The organism is Diaphorobacter caeni, assembly GCF_015354245.1.
GTDB classification, from domain to species: Bacteria; Pseudomonadota; Gammaproteobacteria; order Burkholderiales; family Burkholderiaceae_C; genus Diaphorobacter_A; species Diaphorobacter_A caeni.
In genome coordinates this window covers 165,913-191,341 of the sequence record NZ_JADKYZ010000009.1, presented here as the reverse complement: position 1 = coordinate 191,341, position 25,429 = coordinate 165,913, and the positions used below count along the sequence as shown (strand labels likewise).

Sequence of the window (25,429 nt, the reverse complement as noted above, 5' to 3'; positions counted from 1 at the left end):
CACATCATGACCATGACATTGTTCACCCCCACGCAGTTCGGTCGCATTAAGCTGCAGAACCGCATCGTGATGGCGCCCATGACCCGCAACCGCGCTACGCCGGAAGGACTCGCCACTCCCATGATGGCCGAGCACTACGGTCAGCGCGGTGATGCAGGCCTCATCGTTGCGGAAGGCACCTGGCCCGAAGTCACCGGCCAAGCCTACAACCGACAGCCGGGCATCGAAACGGCAGAACAGATGCGTGCCTGGCAACGCGTGACCGATGCCGTGCATGCGCGCGGCGGCAGCATCGTGCTTCAGCTTATGCATTCGGGGCGCATCGGCAGCCATCGCATCAAACCCGCAGGCACGCGCACCGTGTCGGCGTCCGCCCTCAAGGCGCAGGGCCAGATCTGGACGGACTCCGCCGGCATGCAAGACTTCGACACTCCGGTCGCGCTCAGCACAGAAGAGGTGAAAGCCGCCATCTCCACCCACGCTCAAGCGGCGCAACGTGCCATCGATGCGGGCTTCGACGGAGTGGAGCTGCATGGCACGAGCGGGTACCTGAGCATGCAGTTCTTGAGCTCCTCCACCAATCGACGCAGCGACGAATACGGCGGCAACGCAGCTCATCGCGCGCGATTCGCGGTCGAGTGTCTGTGCGAGATGTCGGCGCGCATCGGATCGGACCGCGTGGGCCTGCGCCTGAACCCGGGCAACACCTACAACGACACCAGCGACGAAGACTCAGCCAGCACGCACGCCGAGCTCATGCGCCAAGCTGCGGGCATCGGCATTGCCTATCTGCACGTGATGCGCGCACCGGTGGTCGAGATCGATGCTTTCGCGCTGGCACGCGAGAACTTTGGACAGAACCTGATTCTCAACGATGGCTTTGATGCAGCCTCCGCCGAGACCGCGCTTGCCGCAGGCGAGGGAAGGGCTGTGTCGTTCGCCCGCCATTTCATCGGCAACCCCGATCTCGTGCGCCGCATGCGCGAGGGCCTGCCGCTGTCGACGTTTGATCGCAAGACGCTCTATACCGATGGTGAGCGAGGGTATACGGACTACGAGTCTGCGGACGGACTGGTGCTTGCCTGAAGGCGCAAGCTTATCGCTTCATGCATGCGTGGATAAATGGAAAGAGAGACAGGAAGAAGACTCCTGCTCCCCACCCTCCCGACTGACGCATTGGCAGCTCCGGCCTCCAACGATCGCGCCGCTTCCGCTATATGGAAGGCTGCGCTTTTCTGTGGGTCTCATCTCGCGGCTGGAGGCGTCTGGATCGGTGTTTGAAACACACGAATTGATGCATAACTTTCCAAAAAATCGATGTTTTGAGAAAGGCAATTGGGCCATTGTCAACGGCTCGTAACCATCAGTGAAGAGGCTTGTGGCTTGATTTCACGAGGGAAGTTGAACTTGACGCTGCAACGCAGAAATGACCTTTTGCAATGTTCGTTGTCTTGTGTTGCCGGGTATCAACTTCTCGCATATGATTTAAAACATCTATTAATAAGCCAATTCTGATGGAGTTTCCATGTCAGACCGTACCTTCGTTGCCCATAGTCCGTTGGGCAAGGAGCTGGAGTTCCGTTCACTGGAGGGAAGCGAGCAGATATCGCGCCTTTTCGAGTACCGCGTCCGGCTGATCAGCCAGAGCGCATCGATTTCCGCCAAGAGTCTTCTCGGAAAGGACATGAGCGTGGAGGTGGACCTGACCACCAAGCTCGGTGGTGGGGGCAAGCGGTTTCTCTCGGGGCAGGTGACGCAGTTCACCTACATCGGTCGCGATGGGGATTTCTATAGCTACGAAGCCGTGCTGAGGCCGTGGCTATGGCATGCGACGCGCCGCTCGGACTTCAAGATCTTCCAGTTCAAGAAGGTGCCGGACATCATCAAGGAAGTGCTGGGCCCGTATGGTTTCACCATCGAGGACAAGCTCACTGGCAGCTATCGCACCTGGGACTACATGGTCCAGTACGGCGAGACGGACTTCAATTTTGTAGCTCGCCTGCTCGAATCTGAAGGCGGATACTTCTATTTTGAACACAGCCAGGGCAACCACAAGCTGGTGCTGGCCGATGACATCGGCAGCCACAGCCCGCTGCCCAGCGGCCCCAGCACGATCACCTACTACTCGGGCGACCGTGCGGCGCACGTGCACGACGAGGACTTCATCGACGGCTGGAGCTTTGCCGAAGACATCGCCAGCGGCCATTTTGCGGCGGACGACTACGACTTCGAGAAGCCCAAGGCCATTCTGGACACCAAGCAGCAGCAGCCCGCAGGCCACACCGAAGACAGCCGCGAGCTCTATGACTGGCCCGGTGGTTACACCGAAACCGGCGATGGCGAGAACTACGCGCGGGTGCGAATCGAACAGCAAAAGGCGCAACGAGAAGTAGCCCAAGGTGAGGGCAATGCGCGAAATATTGCTCCTGGTTACCTTTTTTCCTTGACGCGCTATCCGCGTGAAGACCAGAACAAGGAATACCTCATCGAATCGGCGTACTACCGGTTTGAAGAGAACGTGCGCCGAAGCGACGGCGCAGGCGGCTCGGGCAGCGCCAAGCGTGCGGGCATCGACAGCCCGACCACGTATCGCATCAGCTTCAACGTCGTGCCCAAGAGCGTGCCGTACCGCAGCCAGCGCGTGACCCCGAAGCCCCACACGACCGGCCCGCAGACGGCAGTCGTCACCGGCCCGGCGGGCGAGGAGATCTACACCGACAAATACGGCCGAGTGAAGGTGCAGTTCCACTGGGACCGCTACGGCACGATGGACGAAAACTCCAGCTGCTGGATCCGCGTGAGCCAGACCTGGGCGGGCAGCAACTACGGCGGCATGCACATCCCGCGCATCGGCCAGGAAGTGATCGTCGATTTTCTGAACGGCGATCCGGACTACCCGATCATCACCGGCCGCGTGTACAACGCGCTGCAGATGCCGCCGTGGGAGCTGCCCAAGCACAAGACGCAGTCGGGCACGCAGACCAACTGGAGCAAGGGCGGCGGCGGCAAGAACATGCTGCGCTTTGAAGACCAGAAGGGCATTGAGCATCTGGAGCTGTCGAGCGACCACGGCAATACGCACCTGCACATGGGCTACCTGTTGAATCAGGGCTCGGAGGCCAAGCGCAGTTACGGGTTTGAGTTGCGGACCAATGAGTGGGGGGCGATCCGCGCGGACAAGGGCTTGCTGATCACGACGTACACGCAGGACTTCAAGCAGAAGATTTCGCACGACAGCCCGGATGGACATGAGTACATGGGCGAGACGCTCGCGCAGAGCCGTTCGCTGATTCAGGAAACCGAACAGGCGATCAATGCGACCAAGGGAATACTGGCATCCACCATCAAGAGCAAGAGCGGCGATTTCAGCGGTCTGATGCAAGGAGTGATGGGCATCGCCGGCATGGTCGGTGGCATGGGGGGGAAGGGTGGCGGAGCAGGAGGCCTGGGCAGCATTCCGGGCATCGCGGGCATGGTCAACACGGCGGCATCGGCCTTGGGTGGAGGGGAAGAAGGCGGTGGTGAATCCAGTGTGTCCAGCGACATGGATCCTGCACTGGCGGATGCCCAGAACATGCTGGATCTGTCCAAAAAAATCGACAAACCCATCGTCTCCATTGTCAGCCCGGAAGGGCAGACGATGATCAGCCCCAAGCCGGTGGTGGTGAGCTCGGGGCAAAGCGTGTCCATGCGCGCCCAGGGGCCGATGACGGTGACCACCGGAGCGCAGTACACCCAGTTGGTGAAGAACGGCATCGTCACGCAGGTCAGCGCCGGAGGACAGATCACCACGGTGTCGGCGGGGGACATCATTTCGCATTCGTTGACTGGCGCGACCAATATCCTCTCCAAGGAGGACGCGTCGGTGACGTCGACTGCAGCCAATGCGAATCTGGTCGGTGAAAAGTCGGTGCTGGTGCATGGCAAGACCGAGGATGTCTTCATCAAAGCCAATCAACGCATCGCGCTGGTCTGCGGAGAATCCGCGATCGTCCTGCTGGCCGACGGCACCATCGTGCTGCAGGGCAAGAAGGGCTTGCTCAGCTTTACGGATGAACTCGACGAACGCGGCGGAAAAATTCTGCTCAACTGCGCGGCACCTGTGGGATCGGAAGCACCTCCTGTCGATCCCGTGGCGCAACTGGCGATGCAGATGCAGCAGTTGGCCGATGCCAAGAAGCAGATGGAGCAGATGCCCCCTGGCCCCGAGCGCGACCAATTGGCGGCAGCCATCGCCGATGCCGAGACCAATGGCAATGCGTTGCAGATGGCCAAGCTGTCGCAGAACACCTATGCGCCTGGAGAAGGTGCACCGCCTGGCTGGAACAATGTCAGCGGCGATGCTGCGGCGCTGGAGAAATATGGGCTCAGGCCAGAAGATCTCCAATATGGCACCCAAGTGTATGAGCCCGATCCGGCCGTGCTTGGGCCTGATGCCAAGCCGGTAGTGGCATTCCGCGGGACCCGTATGAAGGAACTGGAAGACTGGAAGAACAATGGGGCGCAGGGCGTGGGGCTGGACTCCGACTATTACCGGAGTGCAGTAGATGTCGGCAACAAAGTAAAAGATTCTGGTGCCAATGTGGATTTCACTGGCCATTCGCTTGGCGGTGGCATGGCGTCCGCAGCGTCGCGCGCGAGTGGCCAGTCAGCCACGACGTTCAACGCTGCGGGACTCAATAGCGGAACGGTTGAAAAATATGGTGGTACGGTACATGTGCCAGGCACGGAGAATATTCAGGCATATCGCATTGATGGAGATGTGCTGACTGGTGCGCAGGAACAGAGTGTCAGCGGCACATTGGGCGCGATGGCCGTTGGTGGCCAAGTAGGGGGCATCCCGGGCGCCGTGGCAGCCGGAGCGGGCAAGGTGGGTCTGGCTGCAGCTATGCCGAACGCAGTAGGGGTGCCGCATACTTTGCCAGGCACGGGCAGTCCGATCGCACGCCATGGCATTGACCAATCGGTCAGCGCCCTTGAAAGTGCCACTTCTGGAAGCATGCAGCAAGTCAATTCTGCGGCGCCGAAGCATTGAGTCTTATGAAGCCAACAACACCAAGTTTGTCCCCCGTTCGCCGCCAATGCTGCAAGTCGCTGCTGGTGCTTGGCACAGTGGCCGTGGGATGGAACGTTCATGGAATGGGTCAACGAATGAAAACCACAAACCCCGAGCAATTTTTTGATGGTCGCATGTTGGAGATGGCACAGGCCATCCAGTCCAAGGACATGGCGCGTCTGCGGCAATTGGCGGCGGGTCAGAACCTGAACCAGGCGGGTCGGCAAGACATGACGCTGCTGTGGTTTGCGATCCAGCCGGATCAGCTCAATATGGAAGCGGTGAAAACCTTGGTGTCGCTGGGTGCTGATCCGTCGGCACAGCCGATCAAGGATTTCGGCAGCCCGCTCGACTTCGCTTTCATGAGCCGCAAGAACCCCGATGACACTCTGGGCTTGAAGCTGCTTCAGGCCATGCTGGACGGTGGCATGTCTCCCAACAATACCGCGGGAGGCAGCATGACCCTGCTGCAGAAGGCCGCTCGTTCGGGTAATGCGTTTGCTTTGGATATGGTGAAACTGCTCCTGCAGCGGGGCGCTGATATCAATGCGCGTGATCGCATTGGAGGGTCGGCTCTGTACGACTCAATGACGTCGCAGAACCCTCACATTGCACAGTACTTGGTGCAACAAGGTGCGAAGGTCGATACCTATACGGTGAATGGCGTCACTGTGGGTTGGTCGATGAAACTCCGCTTGGAGCGTTTGCAGCCAGGACCATTGCGAGCACAGTTCGAGCAGTTGCGCGAGCAGCTCGTAGCCAAGGGCATGAAATGGCCGCCTGATTCACCCGAGGTTGTGCGTGACCAGATGCGAGCCAGAGGCGAAAAGGTCGTCGTCCCGGCTGGGCAGAAGCGCTGACCAAGGTCGAATCTGTTGGGCCTCGAGATTGAACCAGTGTCAGGGCTTGGTGACTGGGCGTTTTCATGAAATGCGGAGTTTGAGAAATGAAGTATGTATTCAATGAGGGAAGCATTGAAGTGCCGGATGGACTGATTGATCAATCCGTCAATCTGCTGGGAACCAAGAGCGGCGATGGCCTCAATGTCGTGATCTCGCGAGATCTGCTTCAGCCGCAGGAGACACTGGATGCATATGTCAGTCGCCAGCTCAAGAGCCTGCAGGCGCAGATGGCGGGATTCAAATTGCACGCCAGACGTACTTTGAACGTGAATGTCGAACGCAACGCTGCCGAAGCCATCGAGATCGCGTTCGAGTACAAGCAAAACGGCGTGAAGATGCATCAGAGGCAAGCCATTCTCATTGTTCCGCGCACCGGGCAAATTCTGGTGCTTGCGATGACGTCGGCGCTCCCCTTCGACGCCGAAGACGAACAGAGCTGGCAGTTCACGCTCGGCAGTTTCCAATTCTGAACGGGTAGGGCATGAAAGTCAGTCCAGCAGCTCGATTGCATGACCCCATCGCGCACACCAATGCGACCGCGCGCTTTCTGGCCAAGTTTGTCGGAACGGTTGTAGGCGGTGTTGTTGGTGCTGCGGTGGTTGGCGCAGTAGCTACGGCCGGACTAGCTCTCTCGGGGGCAACCGTCGGTGTAGGGGCCCCCTTGGCCGTCGTTTTGACGGTCGGTGCTGCCAAATTCGTTGGTGGGTATTTGGGCGGTTCGTTAGGAGACAAACTCGCCGATTGGTTGGTTCCGGAAAAATTGACTATCACCGGCGAAATATCAACCGCATCGCTGGACGTTTTCGTCAACTCCAAGTCTACAGGGGCCGCCCGTGCCTCAGCGGATATTCCGTTTGACGTTGCGGTATGCAGCAAGGACAGCCCTACCGTCTTTCTGGCAGAGGGCTCTGAAATTGTCTTCGTCAACGGCTGTGTGGCATCCCGAAAGACGGAAAAGACCACCTGCGGCGCCCAGATCGCAGAGGGCTCGCCCAACGTCTTCATCGGCGGCCCGACGGCGCGCGTAAGAGAAGTAGCGGACGAGGTACCGTTCCTGCTGCGCGCCGCCGTCTTCCTCATTGAGTTGCGCAATCTGAAAAATGCGGTGAAATGCCTGCGCAATGCGTGGAAGGCGAAGGCCTCTTTGCCTTGCCTGCTGGCCACGGCAGGCAATGCAGGCTGGAGTGCCTATGGCTTGGCGTCGCAGACTTTTGGCAATCCGGTTCACGCAGCCACAGGCATCAAGTTTCTTTTTGAAGACGCGGACATTTCCCTTCCCGGCGCATTGCCGTTTGTCTGGAGCCGTTTCTACGGCAGCCATGACAGGCGCACAAGCACAAGCCTCGGCATGGGCTGGAGCACGGGCTTTGAAATCCAACTCCAGATACGGCCGCGCGAAGGCCTTGTCCGCGAGATCGTCTTCATCGACGAGACCGCACGCGAGACGCGCTTCCAAGATCTGGATGCCGGTACAGCGGTCTACAACCCTGTCGAAGGCCTTTGGCTGTGCAAGACCGAGGGCGGCCGTTATCTGCTTCAAAAGCTCGGCGGCTACTTCTATCTGTTCGAAGAGGAGGCAACTGGCGAAGTCGCGGTGCAGTCGCTCTGGTTGGAGCGTATCGAAGACGGCAATGCCAACTTCCAGCATTTCTCGCGCGATGACGACGGGCGGCTGCAAACCATTGCCGATAACACCGGTCGTCTGGTCGCACTCGACTATGAAGGCTTTAGCCAACGGGTTCGGCAAATACGGCTGGCGACGGGAGCCCCTGGAGAGACTCCGGGCGTGCTGGTGAGCTATGACTATACGGATCGCGGGCAGCTTGCGCAGATTCGTAACCGGCAGGGCGAAGTCGTCAGACATTTTGCGTATGAGGAGTCCGGGCTGCTTTGCATGCACGCTGATGCAGCCGGGCTCGAATGTCACTATGAATGGCAGGCATTCGCTGATCGCCCGCGCGTCACACGGCACTGGACGAACGATGGTGAAACTTACGAAGTCCAGTATGAGTTGCCCTCTCGGCCAGGAGCCTCCGGCAACACGGTAGTCACGGACCAGTTGGGTCGGGTCAGCGAATGGAAATGGAACGCCGACTACGAGACCGAGTGCTACACCGACCCGTTGCGGTCGCGATGGCGGTTTGAATACAACGATCTGCATCTGTGCAGCCGCGTTACTTTGCCTGAGGGGCAAACCGAAGAGTGCACCTACGACACGCTCGGCATGCCCAGCGTTGTCACCGACACGTTGGGCAGAAGAGAAGTCACGTTGTGGACCGAGCTGGGAGCTCCCTGGCAGATCACGGATGCATCCGGTGCGGCGACGGTTTTCACATACGATGAACGCGGAAACACCACCAGCATCACCGAGCCGGATGGTCACACCACGACGTATGTCTATGACAAGCGCGGCCTACCGCTACAAATTGAAGACGCCAAGGGCGGTATCAAGCGCCTGCGCTGGGATGAGCGGGCACTTCTGACCAGCTATACCGATTGCTCCGGCCGCACCACCACATATGAGTACGACGGCTGGGGTAACCGCCAGTCGCAACGCGACGCCGCTGGTAATGTGACGCGCGAGATCCACGATGCCTTGGGTCAGCTGCGCAGTGTCTCGCAGCCGGATGGGGCGCACTGGAGTTACGACTACGACGGTGCGGGGCGACTGGTCACCATCAACGATCCGCTGAGTCGTTCTACCCGGTACCACTACAACCGACGCAGCCAGTTGCTTGATCGCGTCGATGCGGAAAATCGTCAGGTAGCACTGGCTTACGACGCCGCACTGCGCTTGTCCCAACTAGTGAATGAAAACGGCGAATCGTTCGCCTTTGAATACGACGACGCCGACCGCCTTGTGCAAGAGCATCGTGTGGGCGGCCAACGCGTCACCGTGGAGTATGACCGCAATGGCTGGCCCACAGCAGTCACCCATCACGCCGGTATTGGGGATGACGTCCACAGTGGCTCCGCAAAGACGGTGCAGGGCCAAACCCCTGAAATAGCTGGCTGGGGCGATCACCCGGAATCCATCGATTCTGGCTCAAGTAAGCATGCGAGACGCACGGAGCTTCTGCGTGATGATGCGGGGCGACTGGTGCAAAAGCGCACGGCCTCGCACCACTATCACTACCAATATGACGCACTGGATCAACTGACCCGTGCAAGCAAGCTGAAGGTGTCTGCCGCAAGTTCGGCTGCTGGAGATGCACCGGAGCTGGTGCTGTTGCACATCAACCAGTTCGTATACGACAACGTCGGCAACCTCATCGCAGAAACGGCCACGGACCATGCAAGCGGCCAGTCGCACACACTGCGCCACAGCCATGATCCGCTTGGCAACCGCACCCAGACAGAACTTCCGGACATCGCTACACGTGACGGTGTGCGGGCGCTCAACTATCTGTACTATGGATCGGGCCATCTTCACCAGATCAATTTGAGCCAGCGCAGCAAGACTGCGCCTGATGCCCAAGCGGTACACCAGCTCATCTGCGACATCGAGCGCGACGAGCTGCATCAGGAAACCCTGCGCACCCAAGGCCGAGCTCACACACGATATACCTACGACCCGGTAGGGCGCATGACCGGTGCGTGGAGCCGGTCGGGCACGCTGACGACCCAGCCATTCGGCCCCAGGGACCCCGGTGCCAAGGCGTGGCAAGAGACATTGGACAGCTTGACCCAACCCGCCTCCAGCGCCGCGTCACGCGGCGGGCTGCAAGGTCTCGTCAAGGCCTGGCGATACGACAAGGCAGGTGAGCTGCGCGCCAGCCGCCACAGTCTGCAGGGTGACACCGCCCACCAATACGATGCCACCGGACGCATCTTGCAGACCCAGCACGGCGCACTGCAAGGCGTGCGCAACGCCCTGCCGCAAGCCGCCAATGAAAGCTTCGGCTACGACCCCGCAGGCAACATCCAGGACAGCGCCACGCAGCAGGCGGTGCAACGAAGCACGGCGCTCTCGCAACGTGGCTACGTGCGCGACAACCTTGTGCGGGTGTTCGAAGACAAGCGCTACTTCTACGACGGCCATGCACGGCTGATCCGCAAGCTAAGCGGCAAACACACGGACCAGAGCTTCGTGTGGGACGAAGAAAACAATCTCGTGGAAGTCACTACGACAAGGCGTCCCGGCACCGAAAACGCCACCACGCAGACCACGCGCTTCGACTACGACGCCATCGGCAGACGCGTTGCCAAGCACGACAGCTTTGGCAAGACCGTGTTTATCTGGGAAGGCATGCGCCTGATCGAAGAGCGCAGGGGCAGCGCCATCATCAGCTACGTGTATGAGCCGGACAGCTACGTGCCACTGGCGCGATTGGATGCGGATGGCGAGAGCACGGAGTGGGGCGGGTTAGGGACGACAGATGATCCGGCGTTGGGCGAAATCGAAACGGGCAACAGATCGACGACGGACACGCCTTCAGGGCTGCAACCACCAGCCGCAAACGACTCCCTCGAAGCCCAGTACTGGCAAGCACTGAGCCCGTCACCGAATGCCGCACGCAAAACTGGAACAGATGACTACGCGCGGCTGTGCAATGTCTACTACTTTCACACCGACCAGGTCGGCATGCCCCAGGAACTGGCTAACGCCCAAGGTCAGGTGATCTGGCAGGCTAGCTACAAGACGTGGGGTTCCACAGTATCGGAGGAGTGGGAAGCTAGAACGCTGGGCGGGGATGCGGTTCATCCCTTGGATGAAGGCGATAGCCCAAGCACGCCGGATGAAAAGCAGCAGAACCTAAGGTTCCAGGGGCAGTATCTGGACAGGGAAACGGGGCTGCATTACAACACGTTCCGGTACTACGATGCGGACATCGGAAGGTTTGTGTGCCCGGATCCGATTGGGTTGGCTGGGGGGAGCAATTTAGGGAGCTATTCGCCGAATCCTATTTCTTGGATCGACCCTTGGGCGTTTACGTGCAGCATAACGCCAGGTAAAAATTTCAAAGATCACTTCATTCGTCATAAGGGAATTTTGGAGAAATTACTCGGAAAGAAATATCCAAAATGGAAGGACGGTGAGGGTATTGACATGCTAAAAGATATTGAGAAAATGAAGCAAGAAGGGCGACTGGTCCATGTAGGGCAGGGAACTTTGAAAAAGGATCAACCTCCCATGGAGATATATAGGGGTGATGGTGTTACATATGTTGGTAAAAAGTTGCCTAATGGAAATGAGGAGTTTGTGACAATTCTAGAGTCAGGTAAAGGGATGGACAACGGAATTATTTTTTTACCATAGGAATTATTTTGGATATTCTAAAAGAATTTATTGGAGATGGAATTCTTCAGGATATAATTATCTCTGGATATATTGATGGAGGTGCTATTCCGGTGTTTCATCCACTATACGATAGGATATATTTTGTATTCTCGGATAGGATGGTTGAAATGAAGGTGAACGATGATTCGTACGTTGTTTTTGGTTTGGTCAGCGGGTTGGAATGTTGGCTTGATATTGATGAGGATGATAAATTTGCACAGATGTCGATTTATAATTTGGTGCTGAAAACAGAGCAAAATGTAACACTGGATTCCATCGAGTGTGAAAATGAAATTCTGGCAAATGTTACTGTTAATTTCTCTGAGGGTGGTATTGCTCGTAGGGTTGTTTTTAATCCAAAAAATTTCTTTGGGTTTACCTTTGGTGGTTCATGAATTCCCATGTTAAATACACGTTCAATTCTATGAATGAGCGGCTATTGGAATCATTAAAATAATAAATAATAATAAACTTGGTGGAGAGGGTAGTATCCGCGATCAATGCTCCAAACAGGGTTGTTTTCAACTGATTAATATCACTCGGGCTATCTCCATCAAATCGATCGGAGTCAGTGCAGTAAAATGGCGTACTGATCGGCAGTACGACGTCACCGGCTGCGTCCAGCAGATCGTACAAAGAAGCGCGGCCCTGTGCAACGCGGCTACGTGCGCGACAACTTGGTGTGGGTGTTCGAAGATAAGCGCTACTTCTACGACGGCCACGCACGGCTGATCCGCAAGCTCAGCGGCAAACACACGGACCAGAGCTTCGTGTGGGATGAAGAAAACAACCTCGTGGAAGTCACCACGACAAGGCGTCCCGGCACCGAAAACGCCACCACGCAGACCACGCGGTTCGACTACGACGCCATCGGCAGACGCGTTGCCAAGCACGACAGCTTTGGCAAGACCGTGTTTATCTGGAAAGGCATGCGCCTGATCGAAGAGCGCCGAGGCAGCGCCATCATCAGCTACGTGTACGAGCCGGACAGCTATGTGCCGCTGGCGCGACTGGATGTGGATGGCGAGAGCACGGAGCAGGGCGGGTTAGGGACGACAGATGATCCGGCGTTGGGCGAGATCGAAACGGGAAATGGGCCAACGACTGCCGCGCCTTCAGGGCTGCAACCACCAGCCGCAAATGACTCCCTCGAAGCCCAGTACTGGCAAGCACTGAGCCCGTCACCGAATGCCGCACGCAAAACTGGAGCAGATGACTACGCGCGGCTGTGCAATGTCTACTACTTTCACACCGACCAGGTTGGCATGCCCCCCGGAACTGGCCAACGCTCAAGGTCAGGTGATCTGGCAGGCCAGCTACAAGACATGGGGTTCCACAGTATCGGAGGAGTGGGAAGCTAGAACGCTGGGCGGCAATGCGGTTCATCCCCTGGATGAAGGGGATAGCCCAAGCGCGCCGGATGAAAAGCAGCAGAACCTGCGGTTTCAGGGGCAGTATCTGGACAGGGAAACGGGGCTGCATTACAACACGTTCCGGTATTACGATGCGGATGTGGGGCGGTTTGTTTGTCCGGATCCGATTGGGTTGGGCGGGGGAAGTAATTTAGGGAGCTACTCGCCTAATCCTATTTCTTGGATTGATCCATCAGGTTTATATAACGGTGAAGGCGTTAGACAATTAGGCGTATATGACAAACATTTCGAAACTAAAATCCCGAAATCAATGTATAAAAAGAACGATGCGACTCATTTCGAGAGAGCAAATAGAGATCTATATAGAGCAATGAAAAAGGATCCAAAATTTCGGGCCGATATGGAGAAAAAATATCCAGGTATCGGGAAGCATGTGGAGCCTAAACCCGATGGGAGCCATAGTTCGAAAGCCGCTAAAGGAACTACTTGGCATCATGGCGATAAGCCGGGGTCGTTGCAGCTTGTCGACGGAGCAGATCATAAAAAATATCATCCTGATGGTACTGGCGGTCGAAACAAGTGGGGGGGTGGAAGTGCATGTAGATGAAAATGGATTCATTCATTTCAATGGCATGGATGAATTATTGATGGAAATAGAAAACTTAATGGATGGATGGGTGTTTGTAGATCGAATTTTTAAAATTGATATTCTGCAGTGCAATGATTTTGTATTTGTTGAGGATGCTTTGTATGAGAGTCTTGTGGGACGCGGGGAAATAGTTCCAAAGTCACTTGGTGAAAAAGGATTTGTATCGTGGATGCCAACCGAAACATTGATGGATATAATAAGTTTTGAAAGAGGTAAGTCCGAGGAGAGTAATGATATCAAGGGGGCGGTTGTTTATTATCTTGGTAATGATGATTTCAAGGATTGAATATGCATTTGAAAGAGAAATTATTCTTCTTTGTAAGAAGTGTAAATCAATACTCCAATGGTGATTTTATATATCGCCCTATTGGAGGTGATATTTTCATCGATGACTTGCATTTGATTGATGAAAAATCAGATGAAAACACCATACGCGAAGGTGCTTTTTTGGTCCCGAAGATATTAAAAGGTATTGGAGTGGAGTCTTGGGTATCTGTGGGAACTGTTAAGGCGATCCTTGGAAAAACTGACTCGAATAAATTAACCGATCAAGAAATAATTAACATATTTAGCCTGAAGGTTTAAGGATGGTGACTTCTGGGTAATATAGAAACTAGGGCTAGAGCGTGTTATGAACTTACCAATGCCTGATGGGGGCCTCTCAAAACCTCCCAGGCCCTACCGCCAGCAGCTCAAGTAGCGGCATGATCACCCCACGCAGCGCCCTGAAGTTCGACCTGTTCGCCGAAGCCTCCCGCAAAGGCAAGATCGATAAAGTCGGTGACCCGTTGCAGGTGATCGCGCAGCACATCGATTTCGCGGCGCTTGCCGCTTTGGTCGATGCCTTCATCGAGCGCAGTGATGGCCGCAAAGGTGGGCGCCCAGCTTATCCCACCGAGGTCATGGTGCGCGTGTTGGTCCTCAAGCGCCTGTACAATCTCTCGGACGAGCAGATGGAATATCAGTTGCTCGACCGCATGAGCTATCAGCGCTTTTGCCTCCTGCAGGACTCCATGAATGTGCCTGACCGCAACACCATCTGGCGCTTTGGTGAGCGCATCGGTGTCGACGGCGCGATGGCCTTGCTGCAAGGCGTGGACGAACAGCTGCATCGCCACGGCTACATCGCCAGGGGAGGTCAGGCCATCGACGCCACGCTGATTCCGGCGCCCCGCCAGCACATCAGCAAAGACGATCGCCGCAAGCTCGACGAAGGCCAGCAACCGGACTGGAGTGACGCCAAGCGCCGCCAAAAGAACATCGATGCGACCCACACAAAGAAGCACGGCAAGAGCTACTTTGGCTACAAGCTCAGCGTGAGCGTGGATCACAAACATGGCTTCATCCGGGGCGTGGCCACCGGTACCGCGAGCGAGCACGATGGGCATCACTTTGACGAGGTGCTGGATCAGCGCAACACCGGCAAAGAGGTCAATGCAGACAAGGCCTACCCGAGCGCGCAGCGGCAAGAGATGCTTGCGGCACTGGGCTTCAAGGACGGCATCCAACGCAAGGCACAAAAGGGCAAGCCGCTGAGCGAAGGCTAGAGGCAGCGCAACCAGCGTATCGCCAGAAGACGGGCCAAGGTCGAGCACGTGTTCGCAGGCATTCGCCAAATGGGCGGCAAGTTCGTGCGCACGATTGGACAGGCGCGAGCCACGGCGACCATGACGATGATGGCCGCTTGCTTCAACTTGAGGTGGCTGGTTTCGTTCCTTGAAAACAAGGTGGACGCGTTCTTCAAAGCAAGGCCCTCAAAGAAACAGGCACGCGCACAGGCCGCATAAAGCCCGGGAGACCGGCTGAAAAGTGCCGAAAGCTGCTCGAAAAGCAGTCAGGTTTAGGTTTTCGAATGCGATTGGATCATCGCATTTGAATTGCCTCCAAAATGGGGTGTTGTGAGAGGCTCCCTTTTGACGAGCCGAAATCAGACAGCCCAAGGGACGCTCAATGGAAGTAGAGCAGGCACAATTACTGTGATTGATCACCCATACTTCATAAAGGGTATTAATGATGGTATTCGAGGTGTGATTAATAGCGCGAAGTAAATGTATGCATTTTAATTTAATAATTTATCAGTACCGCAACGATGATGTTTTGCGGATATATCAATCTCTGCATGCGATGGGCGAAGGGTTTGGAGTTGTACTAAATAAGATGGATTACCTATTCAAGTTGCCCTTGGATAAGTCGAATCATCCAGGCGACTTTAAATCTAAATCGATTTCAAACAAGAAGCTGGTTGAAGGTATTTCTTTGGGCGAGATAGATTCATTCAGCCTTGCGAATACTACTGACCTTAGGGATTCCGATGGTGTTTTCTTTTATGTGAATTCTACAGGCTATGGTGGGACTTCAAATATTACAGTCCATGTGCCAATCAGCCATGAGGAACTTTTAAAACAGCTTTCTGTTGAGCTTATTAAGAATGTTGAGCCGGGATATGGGTTTTGTTTGAAAACGGATTCTGCCTTGAAGGGCGTTGCGTATACACTGGCATCAACCATTTATAAAAATGAGCGTAACAATTTTTCATCCTATTTGCAGAAGGGGTGTTTGATATCTCAGCCAAGGATGATTTATTTGCAAAATTACTTTACAAATAATCAGTTGAATTTTGTATCCGGAGGGGTTTCTTTGAGGGATTTTGTTGTGGAAAATTTCGGGGGCGGTGCTTTGAAACCTCTAAGTGACTCGATTTTTAATTTTGATGTTTCAGATGAACGGTTGGTCGAGGTTAATAATGTGTTCGGTGAGGCGGGGTTTTTAATATCATGGGTGGAAGGGCGAAAAAGATGAAATCAAGGAGTAATTGAGATATGTTGACATGCTCCAGTGCCGCCTTGCTTTGAGGTTGGTGCGAATTTTTACGCTGACTGATCTCAAACTTGAAGTGCAACGCTTGGCTTTCAGGTGGTTCATTCGTTTGTTCCCGGAGATCTCAGGCTAGGGCTACTGCCTAGAAAAATACACCGCTGGCGCACTGGATATTCCAGACGCTCGGAGCTGAAGCGCGACGCCGCTGCTCGCATGATTTCAAAACGTACGGCATCGCACCACGATCACTACCAGTACGTCGCGCTGGATCAACTGGTCAGTGCAAGCAAGCTGAAGGTCATCTCAGCAAGTTCATTTGACGGACATGCGTCGGAACTGCTTCCGCTGCACAGCAAGCAGTTCGCATATGACGTGGTTGGTAACCTCATCGCAGAAATTGCCACTGATCACATTAGCTGCCAATCCCACACACTGCGCCATGACCACGGCCCGTTCGGCAATTCTCCTGAGCAAAAGACTCCTTCGAATCCCAATACTGGCAAGCGCTGAGCCCTTCACCGAATGCCGTTCACAAAACCGGAACAGATGACAACGCGCGGCTGTGCAATGTCTACTACTTCCATACCGACCAGGTCGGCATGCCACAGGAGTTGGCGAATGCCCAAGGTCAGGTGATCTGGCAGGCGAGCTACAAGACGTGGGGCTCGACGGTGTCGGAGGAGTGGGAAGCCAGAACGCTGGGCGGCAGTGCTGTTCATCCATTGGATGAAGGGGACAGCCCGACTACGCAGGATGAAAAGCAGCAGAATCTGAGGTTCCAGGGACAGTACCTGGACAGGGAAACGGGGCTACACTACAACACGTTCCGGTACTACGATGCGGATGTGGGGCGTTTTGCTTGTCCGGATCCGATTGGGTTGAGTGGAGGAATTAACTTAGGGGGCTACTCGCCAAACCCAATACGTTGGGTTGATCCATGGGGATGGATGTGCGAAACATTTACGTCCCCAACAAATAATAAAACCCTTAAAGTAAAGAATAAACAGGATTTGAGTCATCTGCCCGATGCGGAAATTAAAGCGCTGTATCATGCAAATAATGGTGCTGGATATGGATTGTCTCCAAAGAATAAAAAAGGAGAGATGATAGTTTTGCATCATGAAAAGCAAAATGACGCAGGGCCAATCATTGAGATGCCAAGATCAGCACATAAAAATGGAAACAAGAAATTGCACCACCATTTGCCAAGGCAGCATCCTACTAATCCAGTAAATTGAGCTGAGTTTGATGTTTGGAAAAGGATTATTGGAAGCATCGCGCAGCGCAGGAGGCTGCAAAGAGAGGTATTTTCTTTTGAAGCTGGGGGTTGAAATGAAAGATGAGACTATTGGGAGAATAGGGGATTACTTAAAGACTTTTGATATTAATGTCATTCCTAATGATCAGGGAGATGTGGATTTTATTGAAAAATCGCTCCATTGGAATATTGATCCTGATTACAAGCAATTTATTTTAATGTTTGGAGGGTGCTATATTGGGTTGCCGGTGTATGGTGTGAGAAATTGCTCTCTTTTGGAAGATGTTAGCGTGGTGGAGCTGACAAATGAATTCAAAATCGACTGTGACTCTATAGCGGATGGATGCTGTGTGATATCAATGGATGGAGGTGGAAATCCAATATTTTTTAATTTAAGTGGATCAATTTCAATATATGATCACAATCTTGGACGAGAAGATGGATTTGCCAAGAATTTTGAAGATATGATTTTGAGTGCAATTGGTTAGGTGGGTTTATCTATTTTGAAGTTGAGGAGTGGTGCCTGCTTCGGGTGTTATCAGCGCTAAAGCATGAAAATGGGCTGCGGCATAATATTTTGAGTGGATGGAGTCTCAGGCTCAAAGGCTCAGTCCTGTCTCTACGACGGCCACGCCCGACTGATCCGCAAGCTCAGCGGCAAGCACAAGGACCAGCGCTTTGTCTGGGACGAAGACAACAACTTTGTGGAAGTCACCGCCACGCGGCGACCCGGCACCGAACACGCCACCACACAGATCACGAGGTTCGACTACTACGCCATAGGCAGGCGCGTCGCCAAGCACGACAGCTTCGGCAAGACCGTCTTCTTCTGGGAAGGCATGCAGTTGATTGAAACGCTGCGTGGACTTGCAATCATCAACGCGTACGGCGGGTTCAGTTCAGCCTGCTGTCGTCCTTGGTGCAGGCCCGTTTCAGCGCCTTGGCTGAATAATCCAGTGTCTGCTTCATTGCGCCGCCCAGCAGTTTGGCGTCGATGTGGAGCTGAAAGTTGGCGCCGGTGTTGACCTGAAATGCCTGTGCCGAGAGCATGTTGCCGCACTGAATGGTCCACTCTTTGCGGTTCTTGTTCACCAGGCGGCTGTTGGTGATGCGGCACTGGCTGAAGCGCTGGCCGAGCAATTGGTCGGGGTAGAGAAAGCCTTCCTTGTCGACCTGGTCCGCAGCAAAGCAGCGGTTCTTGGTGCGCGGTGGCTTGGCGGGCTTGTTGCCCAAGGCGGACTTGGTCTCGGTCACTTCGAACGGGCCTGGCCGCGCGGCGTGGGCCGGGGCGAGGCAGGCCAGCGTGAGGGGCAGGGTCAGCAGCGTTGCGATCAAGGTGCTGAGATAGGGGGAGGTCAAAGCGCGCATGAAACCAAGATAGCAGGTTTCAAACCCCCTCCGGGTAGGAAAACGGCCATGCGGGTTCTCATGTGCGTAACCGGCATGGCCTTTTCGTCAGAACCTGTGCGTGACGCCGAGACCCATGCCCGATGGATCCTGACCCGGCTTCATGCCGGATATGGAGTTGGCCGAGAGGTTGTAGTTCGATGTCGCGCCGTTGGTGATCTTGGTGTAGGCCGCCCACAGATCGGTGCGTTTGGACAGGTGGTAGGTGTAGCCGAGCGAGATCTGCTGCGCCTTCGCGTCCGTTCCTGGAATGCCGATACCGCCGAGCGCCTTGGTCGTGTTGCCCTTGGGTGATTGCGCGCGCACGTAGGACGCCATGACTTCGTGCTGTGGCGTGAACTGGTGGCTTACGGCGATTTGCCAGGCGTTGCGGGTGAGGGATTGGCCACGTTCGGGCTCGTAGCTCAGGCGCTCGAAGCTGCCGCGTACGCGGGTCGGGCCAAAGGAGTAGGCCGCGGCGATGCGGTGCGCGTCGTCGTTGCTGCCACCGTAGAAATAGCTGCGATGCTGTTCGTACCCCCAGGCCGCGTAGAGCGGGCCATTTTTGTAGGTGGCAAGCGCCCCGAGCATGCCGGGGTTCTTGTCGTCCGAGCGCTCTTCGCGCATGGCGTAGGCGAGGCGGAATTCAAAGCCGTTCCAGTTGGGTGACCAGTACTGCAGCAGATTGGGCTGGCGGCGGTCGAACGAGGTTGGTGAGACGCCGTTCGCGCCGGTTGCGAAGCCATTGCCCATGATGGAGTTGGACGCGAAGATGCCGGCGGTGAAGGGGTCGATGGCGTAGACGGAGACAAAGCGCAGCGGCGCTTCCCATTGGCCCAGCACGATCTGGCCTGCGGTGGTCGACAGCCCGATGGCGGTATTGCGACCGCCCCAAGGACCTTCGCCGTTGTCCACGCGCACATTGGTCTCGAACTGAGCCCATATCGAGGTGCCGCCGCCCAGATCTTCTCTGCTGCGAAATCCCAGTACCGAGAGGTTGTTGGAGAGCCGGTTCGCAGACAGCGTCGGCGCGCCGCCACCGCTTGCGCGCACGTGCTCGACGTCGGTTTTCAGGAATCCATAGATGGACACCGTGCTGGGGGTGGTCGTCTGCGCAAGGGCGCCGGTGGCGCAAAGTGCTGCGACTGCTGCGGATGCCGCGGCCACTGCTTGAACAGGACGCCAGGGTTGTGGGAGCGTGGTGGTGCTTTTCATTTTTCTTTAAAAATACAATGAATAAAAATGGTATACCAAAATGAGTTTTGATTGGACATCAGATTCAAGCAGGCGTGTTTTGGGGTTTCACCTCATTTACTTGACGGGCATCTGGAATCGCGAGGGCCCCAGTGCATGGACCTCTTGCTTTGGACGAACAAAAAAAAGAGCCGCACGGTCGAGTGAACGTGCGGCTCAAAGCCTTGGGGGCCCTCTGCGCAAATCGGATGGACTTGCGTGGAGGGTCCCGGGCGGTTGCAACCGCCGCAGGTCGGGGACGGCGGTTGCGTGTAACGCCTAGTCGATCAGGTCAGGCCGGATCAGCGTGCGGGCCACGGTTTCTTGGGCATTCCTGTCACCGGTTCGCCCAGCAGTGGCGAAGACAGCGCGTACGCACCATGTTCGGTGAACGCCCACATGATGTTGCGGTCGTACTCGGTGTACATCGCGAGCACGCCCTTGCCGAGGGTGTAACCGGGCAGCTGTGTCTGATCGGCAAGCGGTGGCACGAAATAGCCGGCGATCTTGGGGTCGGCCGGGTTGCTCACGTCGAACATCTGCACGCCCGCGGTGTAGAACGAGTAGGGCACGATGTTCTGACGCCAGCCACCGGGCTGACCAATGGCGTTGGAGCGCTTGGGGCCGAAGTTGCCGCCGCGCTGGCAGAAGTCGGTGTAGGGCGCGCCTTCCGGTGGCTTGGGGCGTGGCAGCGTGGTCTCCACCTTCATCTTGGCCGGATTCTTCGCGTTCACCACGAAGATGTCCTTGTAGGGCTCGTAGCAGTCGCGGTTCATCGGATAGCCGCTGGTGAACACATAGCCGGTGCGCTCGTACTGGCTCACGTCCGCGTTGTCGTATTCGGTGCCCGCGAACGAAGGAGGGGTGTTCACGTTGTCCAGAATCTTGGGGTTGGCCGGATCGCTCATGTCGAATGACCACAGGCCCAGGCCGCCCATGGCGCCGAATCCGATCTTGCCGCCGCTTTCGAGCGGCTTGGGCAGAAACATCGGAATGCGCGCGCCCATCCATGAAGCGCGGTTGCCGGCTCGCGGGTTCTTCAGGTATTCAAAGATGCTGGCCTTGTCGTCGACGACCTGACCCGGCACGGTGACCTGCGAGAGGAACTTGGGATCGGCCGGATCGGACATGTCCCAGACCTGGTAGCCGGGCGAATACAGGTAGTTCGGATATTCGGTGAGCGCGTAGCTGTCGTTGGGCGCTGCGGCCAGGATCATGTACTTGCCGCCGTAGTATTCGGGTGAGTCGAGCGAGCCCGAGCCCTGTTGCTGGCCGATCGGCGCGTCGGGGTGCTGGTAGTCGGTGGTGCGGGTGGCGATCAGCTTCCAGTCGCTGGGCAGCGGGCCGTTCATTTCGTAGACCTTGAACCCCTTGAGCGAGCTGTAGCTGCGCTGCGCGGCCACCTTGTCGGGCTCCTGCATCTTCTCGTTCATCAGTCCGTAGCGGCCGATTTCGTACGAGGCCACCATCACCGGCTTGTTCAGCTTCTTGCTCCAGGCGATGGTCGCGCCGCCGAGGTAGTCGGTGACGGTGGCGGCGTTCCAGCGCTCGCTTGGGCCCTTGGGTCCCCAGACCGCACCCTTGGAAAACACGACCTTGGCGTTGGCCGGATCGGTCACGTCCATGATGCGCAGGTAGTCGCGGTCATGCAGGTACAGATAGCGCTTGCCGTCGAAATCGATGATGTTGTTCCATACGTGGAACGGCGAGGCCACGTTTTCATAGAACGCGAGCACCTTGACGTTCTTGGTGAACGTGGTCTTGTCCCAGTGATCGAGCATGCCGGGGAACTTCTGGCCCTTGTGGACCTCGGGCGTCGCCTTGGGCCAAACGAATTCACCGGTCTTGGGGTTCATGCCGTAGTCCACGCCGGGCTTGAGATCCTTGGGCGTGCGGTCCGGCGTGGCGGAGAGCCACTTGGCGAGCCACGGGTCCTTGATGTCCGGAGTGCCTGGCACATGGTTGGGATCGATGGTGGCGGGCTGCGCGGGCGCTGCGGCCTTGGCGGTGTCCTGCGCGACGGCGTTGGCGCCAAGTGCCGCGAACAGCATGACGGCGGCTGCCGATTGGGTCAGCCTGTTGGGAGTGCGAGGCGAAAAGTTCATCTTGTGAGTCTCTCGGAAAACTGGTGAATCTGTTTTGAACGGGTGCCGCTCAGAACGCGTGGCGGATGCCGACGGCAACGCCGGTCGGGCTCTGGCCGGCCGATGGGTTGGCAGACCAGCTCACTGGGTAGGCGATGGCGACGTCCTTCTTGTTCTTCACGTGCGAGGCGAGGAAGTAGACATCGGTGCGCTTGGACAGCCCGTGCGTCACGCCGAGCGTCAGGCCATCGGCGGTGCCGATGTCGGCGTTCTTGTTGTCCTTGCGGTGCACATAGCTCGCGTGAACGCGGGTGCGATCGGTGACGTTCCAGCGCACGCCGAGCTGCGCGTCCCAGCCCTTGGAGGTGAAGCCGACATAGGGAGGGTAGGCGTAATAGCCGTCGTAAGTGTGGTAGACGAAGGTCGGCTCGACGCTGCCAAAGCGGTAGGTGGCGGACAGGTAGTTGTCACGCGCGCTGCGCATTTCGGTCTTGTTGAACACGTCGCGCTGATAGGCCTTCTCGGCGGCGAACCCCACGAACAGGGGGCCGCTGCGGTATTCGGCGGCTGCGCTCATGAAGCGACCCGCCTTGGATCCGTCTTCCTTGCCGAAGGCATACATGAGGCGACCGGTCAATCCGCCAAAGCTGGGCGTCTTGTACTGCAGCGCATTGTCCACGCGGTAAGACGCGTAGAAGAACTGCATGGCATTGACCATGCTGTAGGCGGATGCCCAGTTCGGGTCGGCATAGCCCGCAACCCAGAACGAGGGCGTGAACTGGCGGCCCATGGTCACGTCGCCCCAGTCGCCACGCAGGCCTAGGAAGGACTGGCGGAACTGCGCGCTCATCTCGCCGGTGTCGGCGCCGAACATCGGCTCGATGGTGAAGTAGGCGCGGTTGCTTCCGCCCAGATCTTCGATGCCGCTGATGTTGAAACGCGAGTTGTTCAAACCGCCGCTGCTGATGCGTTTGACGGAACCGCTCTTGCCCGAGTCCTTGAGGTACTCAAGGTTCAGATCGACGAAGCCCGAGAGCGTCACCTTGGATTGCGCGAGGACCGCGCCACCCGCGAGCAGCATTGCCGCCGCCGCCACCATTTTGATTTTTGTCTTCATATTTTCAGGTCTCCAGTTGATTGATTTTTTGCACCTTGATGCCCGCCACCGCACGCATCGCTCATGTGGTTCCTCGCACGGACATCGTGGCTGTGTGCCTGGTGCCGTGCGCTCACTCCGTTTCACCTTGTTTGCCGATGTGTCTTTCGGGATGTCTTCTCCGCCCCCTTGCGGGGGATGCATCCGGCTTCCTTACGGATGCGGGGGAAGTCGTTACTCCGATGTGAAACATGAAAAATACACCAACAGACGTAGGTATACCAAGTAAATATAGTTGGTGCAATCAAATATCGTTGAGAGCTTCGTTTTCTACGTGAAAACGAGCATGAAAAATGAAGCTGCGATCGCGTTGGTGTCGTGAGTGATGACGGATGTTTCTGCTCTGATCCATGGTGAATTTCATGGAAATATGTCGTGAAAACAGATATATTTCATGAATTCATCGTGACAAGAAGAGTGCGCTTCGAAGCTCAAAGAGAGTCATTCAATGATGAATTTTAAGACGACGTATTGCCTCGGAATGCCGTCTTGAAATAGTTGTATTTTCGGTATACCAAAACAAAAAATCCACCATTGCGGTGGATGCGGGAAGTGGAGCGACACCCGTGAAGGATGTCGCTTCCAGTCCGGAGGACTTCAGACGCGTTGGATCGCCAGCTCAGACCTGTTCAGGCGCTTGCTCCAGCCCGAAGAACTTGCGCGCGTTGCGCTCGAGAATGTCGTCACGCTGCGCGGCGTCGAGGAAGGATACATCCTTGACCAGCTTGCCGATGCGTTGCTCTCCCAGCGGGTATGGATAGTCCGATCCGAGCATGATGTTGTCGGTGCTCATCACGTCGACCAGCAGCTTGAGCGCGCCGGGGTCGAAGACGGCGGAATCGACGAACATGCGACGCGCGTATTCCGAGGGGGGGCGAGGGCAGTCCTTGCGCACGATGTCGCGGTGCTTCCAGGCGTTGTCGGCCCGGCCCAGAAGGTAGGCGAAGCTGCCGCCACCATGCGCGAAGCAGATCTTGAGCGACTCGGGAATGCGCTCGAAAGCGCCCGACAGGATCAGCGACATCATCGAGAGCTGCGTCTCGGCCGCCATCGTCACCAGCCAGGGAAGCATCCAGTTCTTCATGCGGCCCGCGCTGCCCATCATGTCCCATGGGTGCTCCAGAATCGGAATGTTGTTCTCCGCGCAGAAGATCAGAAAATCAACGATATCGGGATGGTCCATGTCCTTGTCGCCGACATGATTTCCGATCTGCACGCCCACGCAACCAGCCTTCTTGGCGCGCAGCGCTTCGGCGCAGGCGAGTTTCAGATCCTGCAGCGGCACCTGTGCCAGCGGCTTGAAGCGCGTGGGGTGCTTGGCGCAGAAATCGATGGCCTTCTGATTCATGCGGGCCGCCCAGTCGGCCGCCTTGGCCGCCTCCCACGAGTAGCCGAACATCACCGGCGTCGCGCAGACGATCTGAATGCTGATGCCTTGCTCGTCCATTTCCTTGAGGCGAAAGTCAGGATCCCAGAGCGCCTGATACACGGGGCGAAAGGGCTTGTCGCCGACCATGATCTGGCCTTCGCGGGCACCGGGCTCGACTGCGATCCACGGCGCCAGTTCGGCGTCCACCGCCGCAGCTTCCTGTTGGCTGATCAGCGGGAAAAAATGCGAATGCATGTCGATCATGCGCTGGCTCCTGCGATGGCGTTGTTGACCTTCGAGGTCGCAAGTTGGCGGTGCCATTCCTTGTGCTCGCGCCCAGGATGCACGGTGCCGCAGCCGGAGCAGGTGCGCTCGGCTTCGCTCGTGGCGTAGAACTGTTCGTAGACGGGCGGCAGATCGTGCACGATGCTCTGCAGGCCAAACTCGTAGCGCTTGATGAGCTGGCCGCAGCAGGCGCAGTTCCACTGCAGCGCGTCGGTCTGCTCGGGGCTGCGCGTGTGCTCGACCACCAGGCACAGACTGCCCGCCTCGGGGCGTTGCGGGGAGTGCAGCACGTGGGCTGGCAGCAGAAAGATGTCGCCCTCGCGCAGGTCCACGCGCTCGTACTGTCCGCGATCCAGAATCACGAGATGGGCATTGCCCTTGAACTGGTAGAAGAACTCCTCGATGGGGTCGTCATGGAAGTCCGAGCGGCCGTTGGGTCCGCCGACCACGGTGACGAGAAACTCGCCATCCTTCCACACCTGCGCGTTGTTGACGGGCGGTTTGAGGAGGCGTTCGTTCTCTTCGATCCAGCGCTTGAAGTTGAGTGCGCGTCCGTATTTGAGCATGGGCTGTCTCCTGT

20 protein-coding genes and 1 pseudogene are annotated in these 25,429 nt (G+C 56.7%); 15 read left to right on the top strand and 6 right to left on the bottom strand.

What is annotated here, in order from left to right; all coding sequences use genetic code 11:
- The first annotated feature begins 6 nt into the window (after nucleotides 1-6).
- The 15 genes and pseudogenes from ISG32_RS21380 to ISG32_RS21315 all read left to right on the top strand — a co-directional run bounded on the left by ISG32_RS21380 (nucleotide 7) and on the right by ISG32_RS21315 (nucleotide 17,824).
- On the top strand, nucleotides 7-1,086 hold the full coding sequence (locus ISG32_RS21380) for an alkene reductase (RefSeq protein WP_194773051.1): 1,080 nt from the start codon (nucleotides 7-9) through the stop codon (nucleotides 1,084-1,086).
- Between the two features lie 439 nt (nucleotides 1,087-1,525).
- On the top strand, nucleotides 1,526-5,035 hold the full coding sequence (tssI, locus tag ISG32_RS21375; protein WP_194773050.1) for a type VI secretion system tip protein TssI/VgrG: 3,510 nt from the start codon (nucleotides 1,526-1,528) through the stop codon (nucleotides 5,033-5,035).
- Between the two features lie 116 nt (nucleotides 5,036-5,151).
- Nucleotides 5,152-5,916: an ankyrin repeat domain-containing protein gene (locus tag ISG32_RS21370; protein WP_194773049.1), complete on the top strand. Its 765-nt coding sequence runs from the start codon at nucleotides 5,152-5,154 to the stop codon at nucleotides 5,914-5,916.
- Between the two features lie 86 nt (nucleotides 5,917-6,002).
- Nucleotides 6,003-6,428, top strand: a complete 426-nt coding sequence (locus tag ISG32_RS21365) for a DcrB-related protein (protein WP_194773048.1) — start codon at nucleotides 6,003-6,005, stop codon at nucleotides 6,426-6,428.
- A gap of 191 nt (nucleotides 6,429-6,619) precedes the next feature.
- Nucleotides 6,620-11,218: an RHS repeat-associated core domain-containing protein gene (locus ISG32_RS21360; RefSeq protein WP_194773047.1), complete on the top strand. Its 4,599-nt coding sequence runs from the start codon at nucleotides 6,620-6,622 to the stop codon at nucleotides 11,216-11,218.
- 8 nt (nucleotides 11,219-11,226) lie between these two features.
- A complete protein-coding gene (locus ISG32_RS21355; RefSeq protein ID WP_194773046.1) occupies nucleotides 11,227-11,634 on the top strand; it encodes a hypothetical protein in 408 nt (135 codons plus the stop codon).
- A gap of 255 nt (nucleotides 11,635-11,889) precedes the next feature.
- Complete coding sequence (locus ISG32_RS27845; protein WP_323745975.1) at nucleotides 11,890-12,600, top strand: RHS repeat domain-containing protein; 711 nt, start codon at nucleotides 11,890-11,892, stop codon at nucleotides 12,598-12,600.
- A complete protein-coding gene (locus ISG32_RS21350) occupies nucleotides 12,539-13,219 on the top strand; it encodes an RHS repeat-associated core domain-containing protein (RefSeq protein ID WP_323745983.1) in 681 nt (226 codons plus the stop codon). Before ISG32_RS27845 ends, ISG32_RS21350 begins: the two co-directional genes overlap by 62 nt.
- Nucleotides 13,200-13,547 (top strand): hypothetical protein, encoded by a 348-nt coding sequence (locus ISG32_RS21345; protein WP_194773044.1) that lies wholly within the window; start codon nucleotides 13,200-13,202, stop codon nucleotides 13,545-13,547. The genes ISG32_RS21350 and ISG32_RS21345 overlap by 20 nt, the downstream gene beginning before the upstream one ends.
- A gap of 2 nt (nucleotides 13,548-13,549) precedes the next feature.
- Nucleotides 13,550-13,846, top strand: a complete 297-nt coding sequence (locus tag ISG32_RS21340; protein ID WP_194773043.1) for a hypothetical protein — start codon at nucleotides 13,550-13,552, stop codon at nucleotides 13,844-13,846.
- 122 nt (nucleotides 13,847-13,968) lie between these two features.
- Nucleotides 13,969-15,048: pseudogene (locus ISG32_RS21335) on the top strand (IS5 family transposase).
- Nucleotides 15,049-15,313: 265 nt separating this feature from the next.
- Nucleotides 15,314-16,060: a hypothetical protein gene (locus ISG32_RS21330; protein ID WP_194773042.1), complete on the top strand. Its 747-nt coding sequence runs from the start codon at nucleotides 15,314-15,316 to the stop codon at nucleotides 16,058-16,060.
- A 231-nt stretch (nucleotides 16,061-16,291) separates the two neighbouring features.
- Nucleotides 16,292-16,588, top strand: a complete 297-nt coding sequence (locus ISG32_RS21325) for a hypothetical protein (protein ID WP_194773041.1) — start codon at nucleotides 16,292-16,294, stop codon at nucleotides 16,586-16,588.
- The gene (locus tag ISG32_RS21320; RefSeq protein ID WP_323745982.1) at nucleotides 16,585-17,316 is read left to right on the top strand and encodes an RHS repeat-associated core domain-containing protein; all 732 of its coding nucleotides are present in this window, start codon (nucleotides 16,585-16,587) and stop codon (nucleotides 17,314-17,316) included. Before ISG32_RS21325 ends, ISG32_RS21320 begins: the two co-directional genes overlap by 4 nt.
- 28 nt (nucleotides 17,317-17,344) lie before the next feature.
- Nucleotides 17,345-17,824 carry an SMI1/KNR4 family protein gene (locus tag ISG32_RS21315; protein ID WP_228529994.1) on the top strand — a complete coding sequence of 160 codons (480 nt, stop codon included), beginning with the start codon at nucleotides 17,345-17,347 and terminating at the stop codon, nucleotides 17,822-17,824.
- Nucleotides 17,825-18,230: 406 nt separating this feature from the next.
- On the opposite strand, the gene ISG32_RS21310 is transcribed toward ISG32_RS21315, so the two are convergent.
- The 6 genes from ISG32_RS21310 to ISG32_RS21285 form a co-directional block, all read right to left on the bottom strand.
- Nucleotides 18,231-18,704, bottom strand: a complete 474-nt coding sequence (locus ISG32_RS21310) for a hypothetical protein (RefSeq protein WP_194773039.1) — start codon at nucleotides 18,702-18,704, stop codon at nucleotides 18,231-18,233.
- An 87-nt stretch (nucleotides 18,705-18,791) separates the two neighbouring features.
- Nucleotides 18,792-19,937: a porin gene (locus ISG32_RS21305; RefSeq protein WP_194773038.1), complete on the bottom strand. Its 1,146-nt coding sequence runs from the start codon at nucleotides 19,935-19,937 to the stop codon at nucleotides 18,792-18,794.
- A 320-nt stretch (nucleotides 19,938-20,257) separates the two neighbouring features.
- On the bottom strand, nucleotides 20,258-22,060 hold the full coding sequence (locus tag ISG32_RS21300) for an LVIVD repeat-containing protein (RefSeq protein WP_194773037.1): 1,803 nt from the start codon (nucleotides 22,058-22,060) through the stop codon (nucleotides 20,258-20,260).
- Between the two features lie 49 nt (nucleotides 22,061-22,109).
- Nucleotides 22,110-23,156: a porin gene (locus tag ISG32_RS21295; RefSeq protein WP_194773036.1), complete on the bottom strand. Its 1,047-nt coding sequence runs from the start codon at nucleotides 23,154-23,156 to the stop codon at nucleotides 22,110-22,112.
- Between the two features lie 658 nt (nucleotides 23,157-23,814).
- Nucleotides 23,815-24,828, bottom strand: a complete 1,014-nt coding sequence (locus tag ISG32_RS21290) for an amidohydrolase family protein (RefSeq protein ID WP_194773035.1) — start codon at nucleotides 24,826-24,828, stop codon at nucleotides 23,815-23,817.
- Nucleotides 24,825-25,415 carry a 3-hydroxyanthranilate 3,4-dioxygenase gene (locus ISG32_RS21285; RefSeq protein WP_194773034.1) on the bottom strand — a complete coding sequence of 197 codons (591 nt, stop codon included), beginning with the start codon at nucleotides 25,413-25,415 and terminating at the stop codon, nucleotides 24,825-24,827. The genes ISG32_RS21290 and ISG32_RS21285 overlap by 4 nt, the downstream gene beginning before the upstream one ends.
- Nucleotides 25,416-25,429 lie beyond the last annotated feature (14 nt).

Coding starts and splice junctions, on each gene's coding strand:
- ISG32_RS21310 (WP_194773039.1), bottom strand. CDS start 18,704: ATGCGCGCTTTGACCTCCCCCTATCTCAGCACCTTGATCGCAACGCTG.
- ISG32_RS21370 (WP_194773049.1), top strand. CDS start 5,152: ATGAAAACCACAAACCCCGAGCAATTTTTTGATGGTCGCATGTTGGAG.
- ISG32_RS21380 (WP_194773051.1), top strand. CDS start 7: ATGACCATGACATTGTTCACCCCCACGCAGTTCGGTCGCATTAAGCTG.
- ISG32_RS21290 (WP_194773035.1), bottom strand. CDS start 24,828: ATGATCGACATGCATTCGCATTTTTTCCCGCTGATCAGCCAACAGGAA.
- ISG32_RS21330 (WP_194773042.1), top strand. CDS start 15,314: ATGCATTTTAATTTAATAATTTATCAGTACCGCAACGATGATGTTTTG.
- ISG32_RS21285 (WP_194773034.1), bottom strand. CDS start 25,415: ATGCTCAAATACGGACGCGCACTCAACTTCAAGCGCTGGATCGAAGAG.
- ISG32_RS21295 (WP_194773036.1), bottom strand. CDS start 23,156: ATGAAGACAAAAATCAAAATGGTGGCGGCGGCGGCAATGCTGCTCGCG.
- ISG32_RS21305 (WP_194773038.1), bottom strand. CDS start 19,937: ATGAAAAGCACCACCACGCTCCCACAACCCTGGCGTCCTGTTCAAGCA.
- ISG32_RS21340 (WP_194773043.1), top strand. CDS start 13,550: ATGCATTTGAAAGAGAAATTATTCTTCTTTGTAAGAAGTGTAAATCAA.
- ISG32_RS21300 (WP_194773037.1), bottom strand. CDS start 22,060: ATGAACTTTTCGCCTCGCACTCCCAACAGGCTGACCCAATCGGCAGCC.
- ISG32_RS21365 (WP_194773048.1), top strand. CDS start 6,003: ATGAAGTATGTATTCAATGAGGGAAGCATTGAAGTGCCGGATGGACTG.
- ISG32_RS21325 (WP_194773041.1), top strand. CDS start 16,292: ATGATTTCAAAACGTACGGCATCGCACCACGATCACTACCAGTACGTC.
- tssI (WP_194773050.1), top strand. CDS start 1,526: ATGTCAGACCGTACCTTCGTTGCCCATAGTCCGTTGGGCAAGGAGCTG.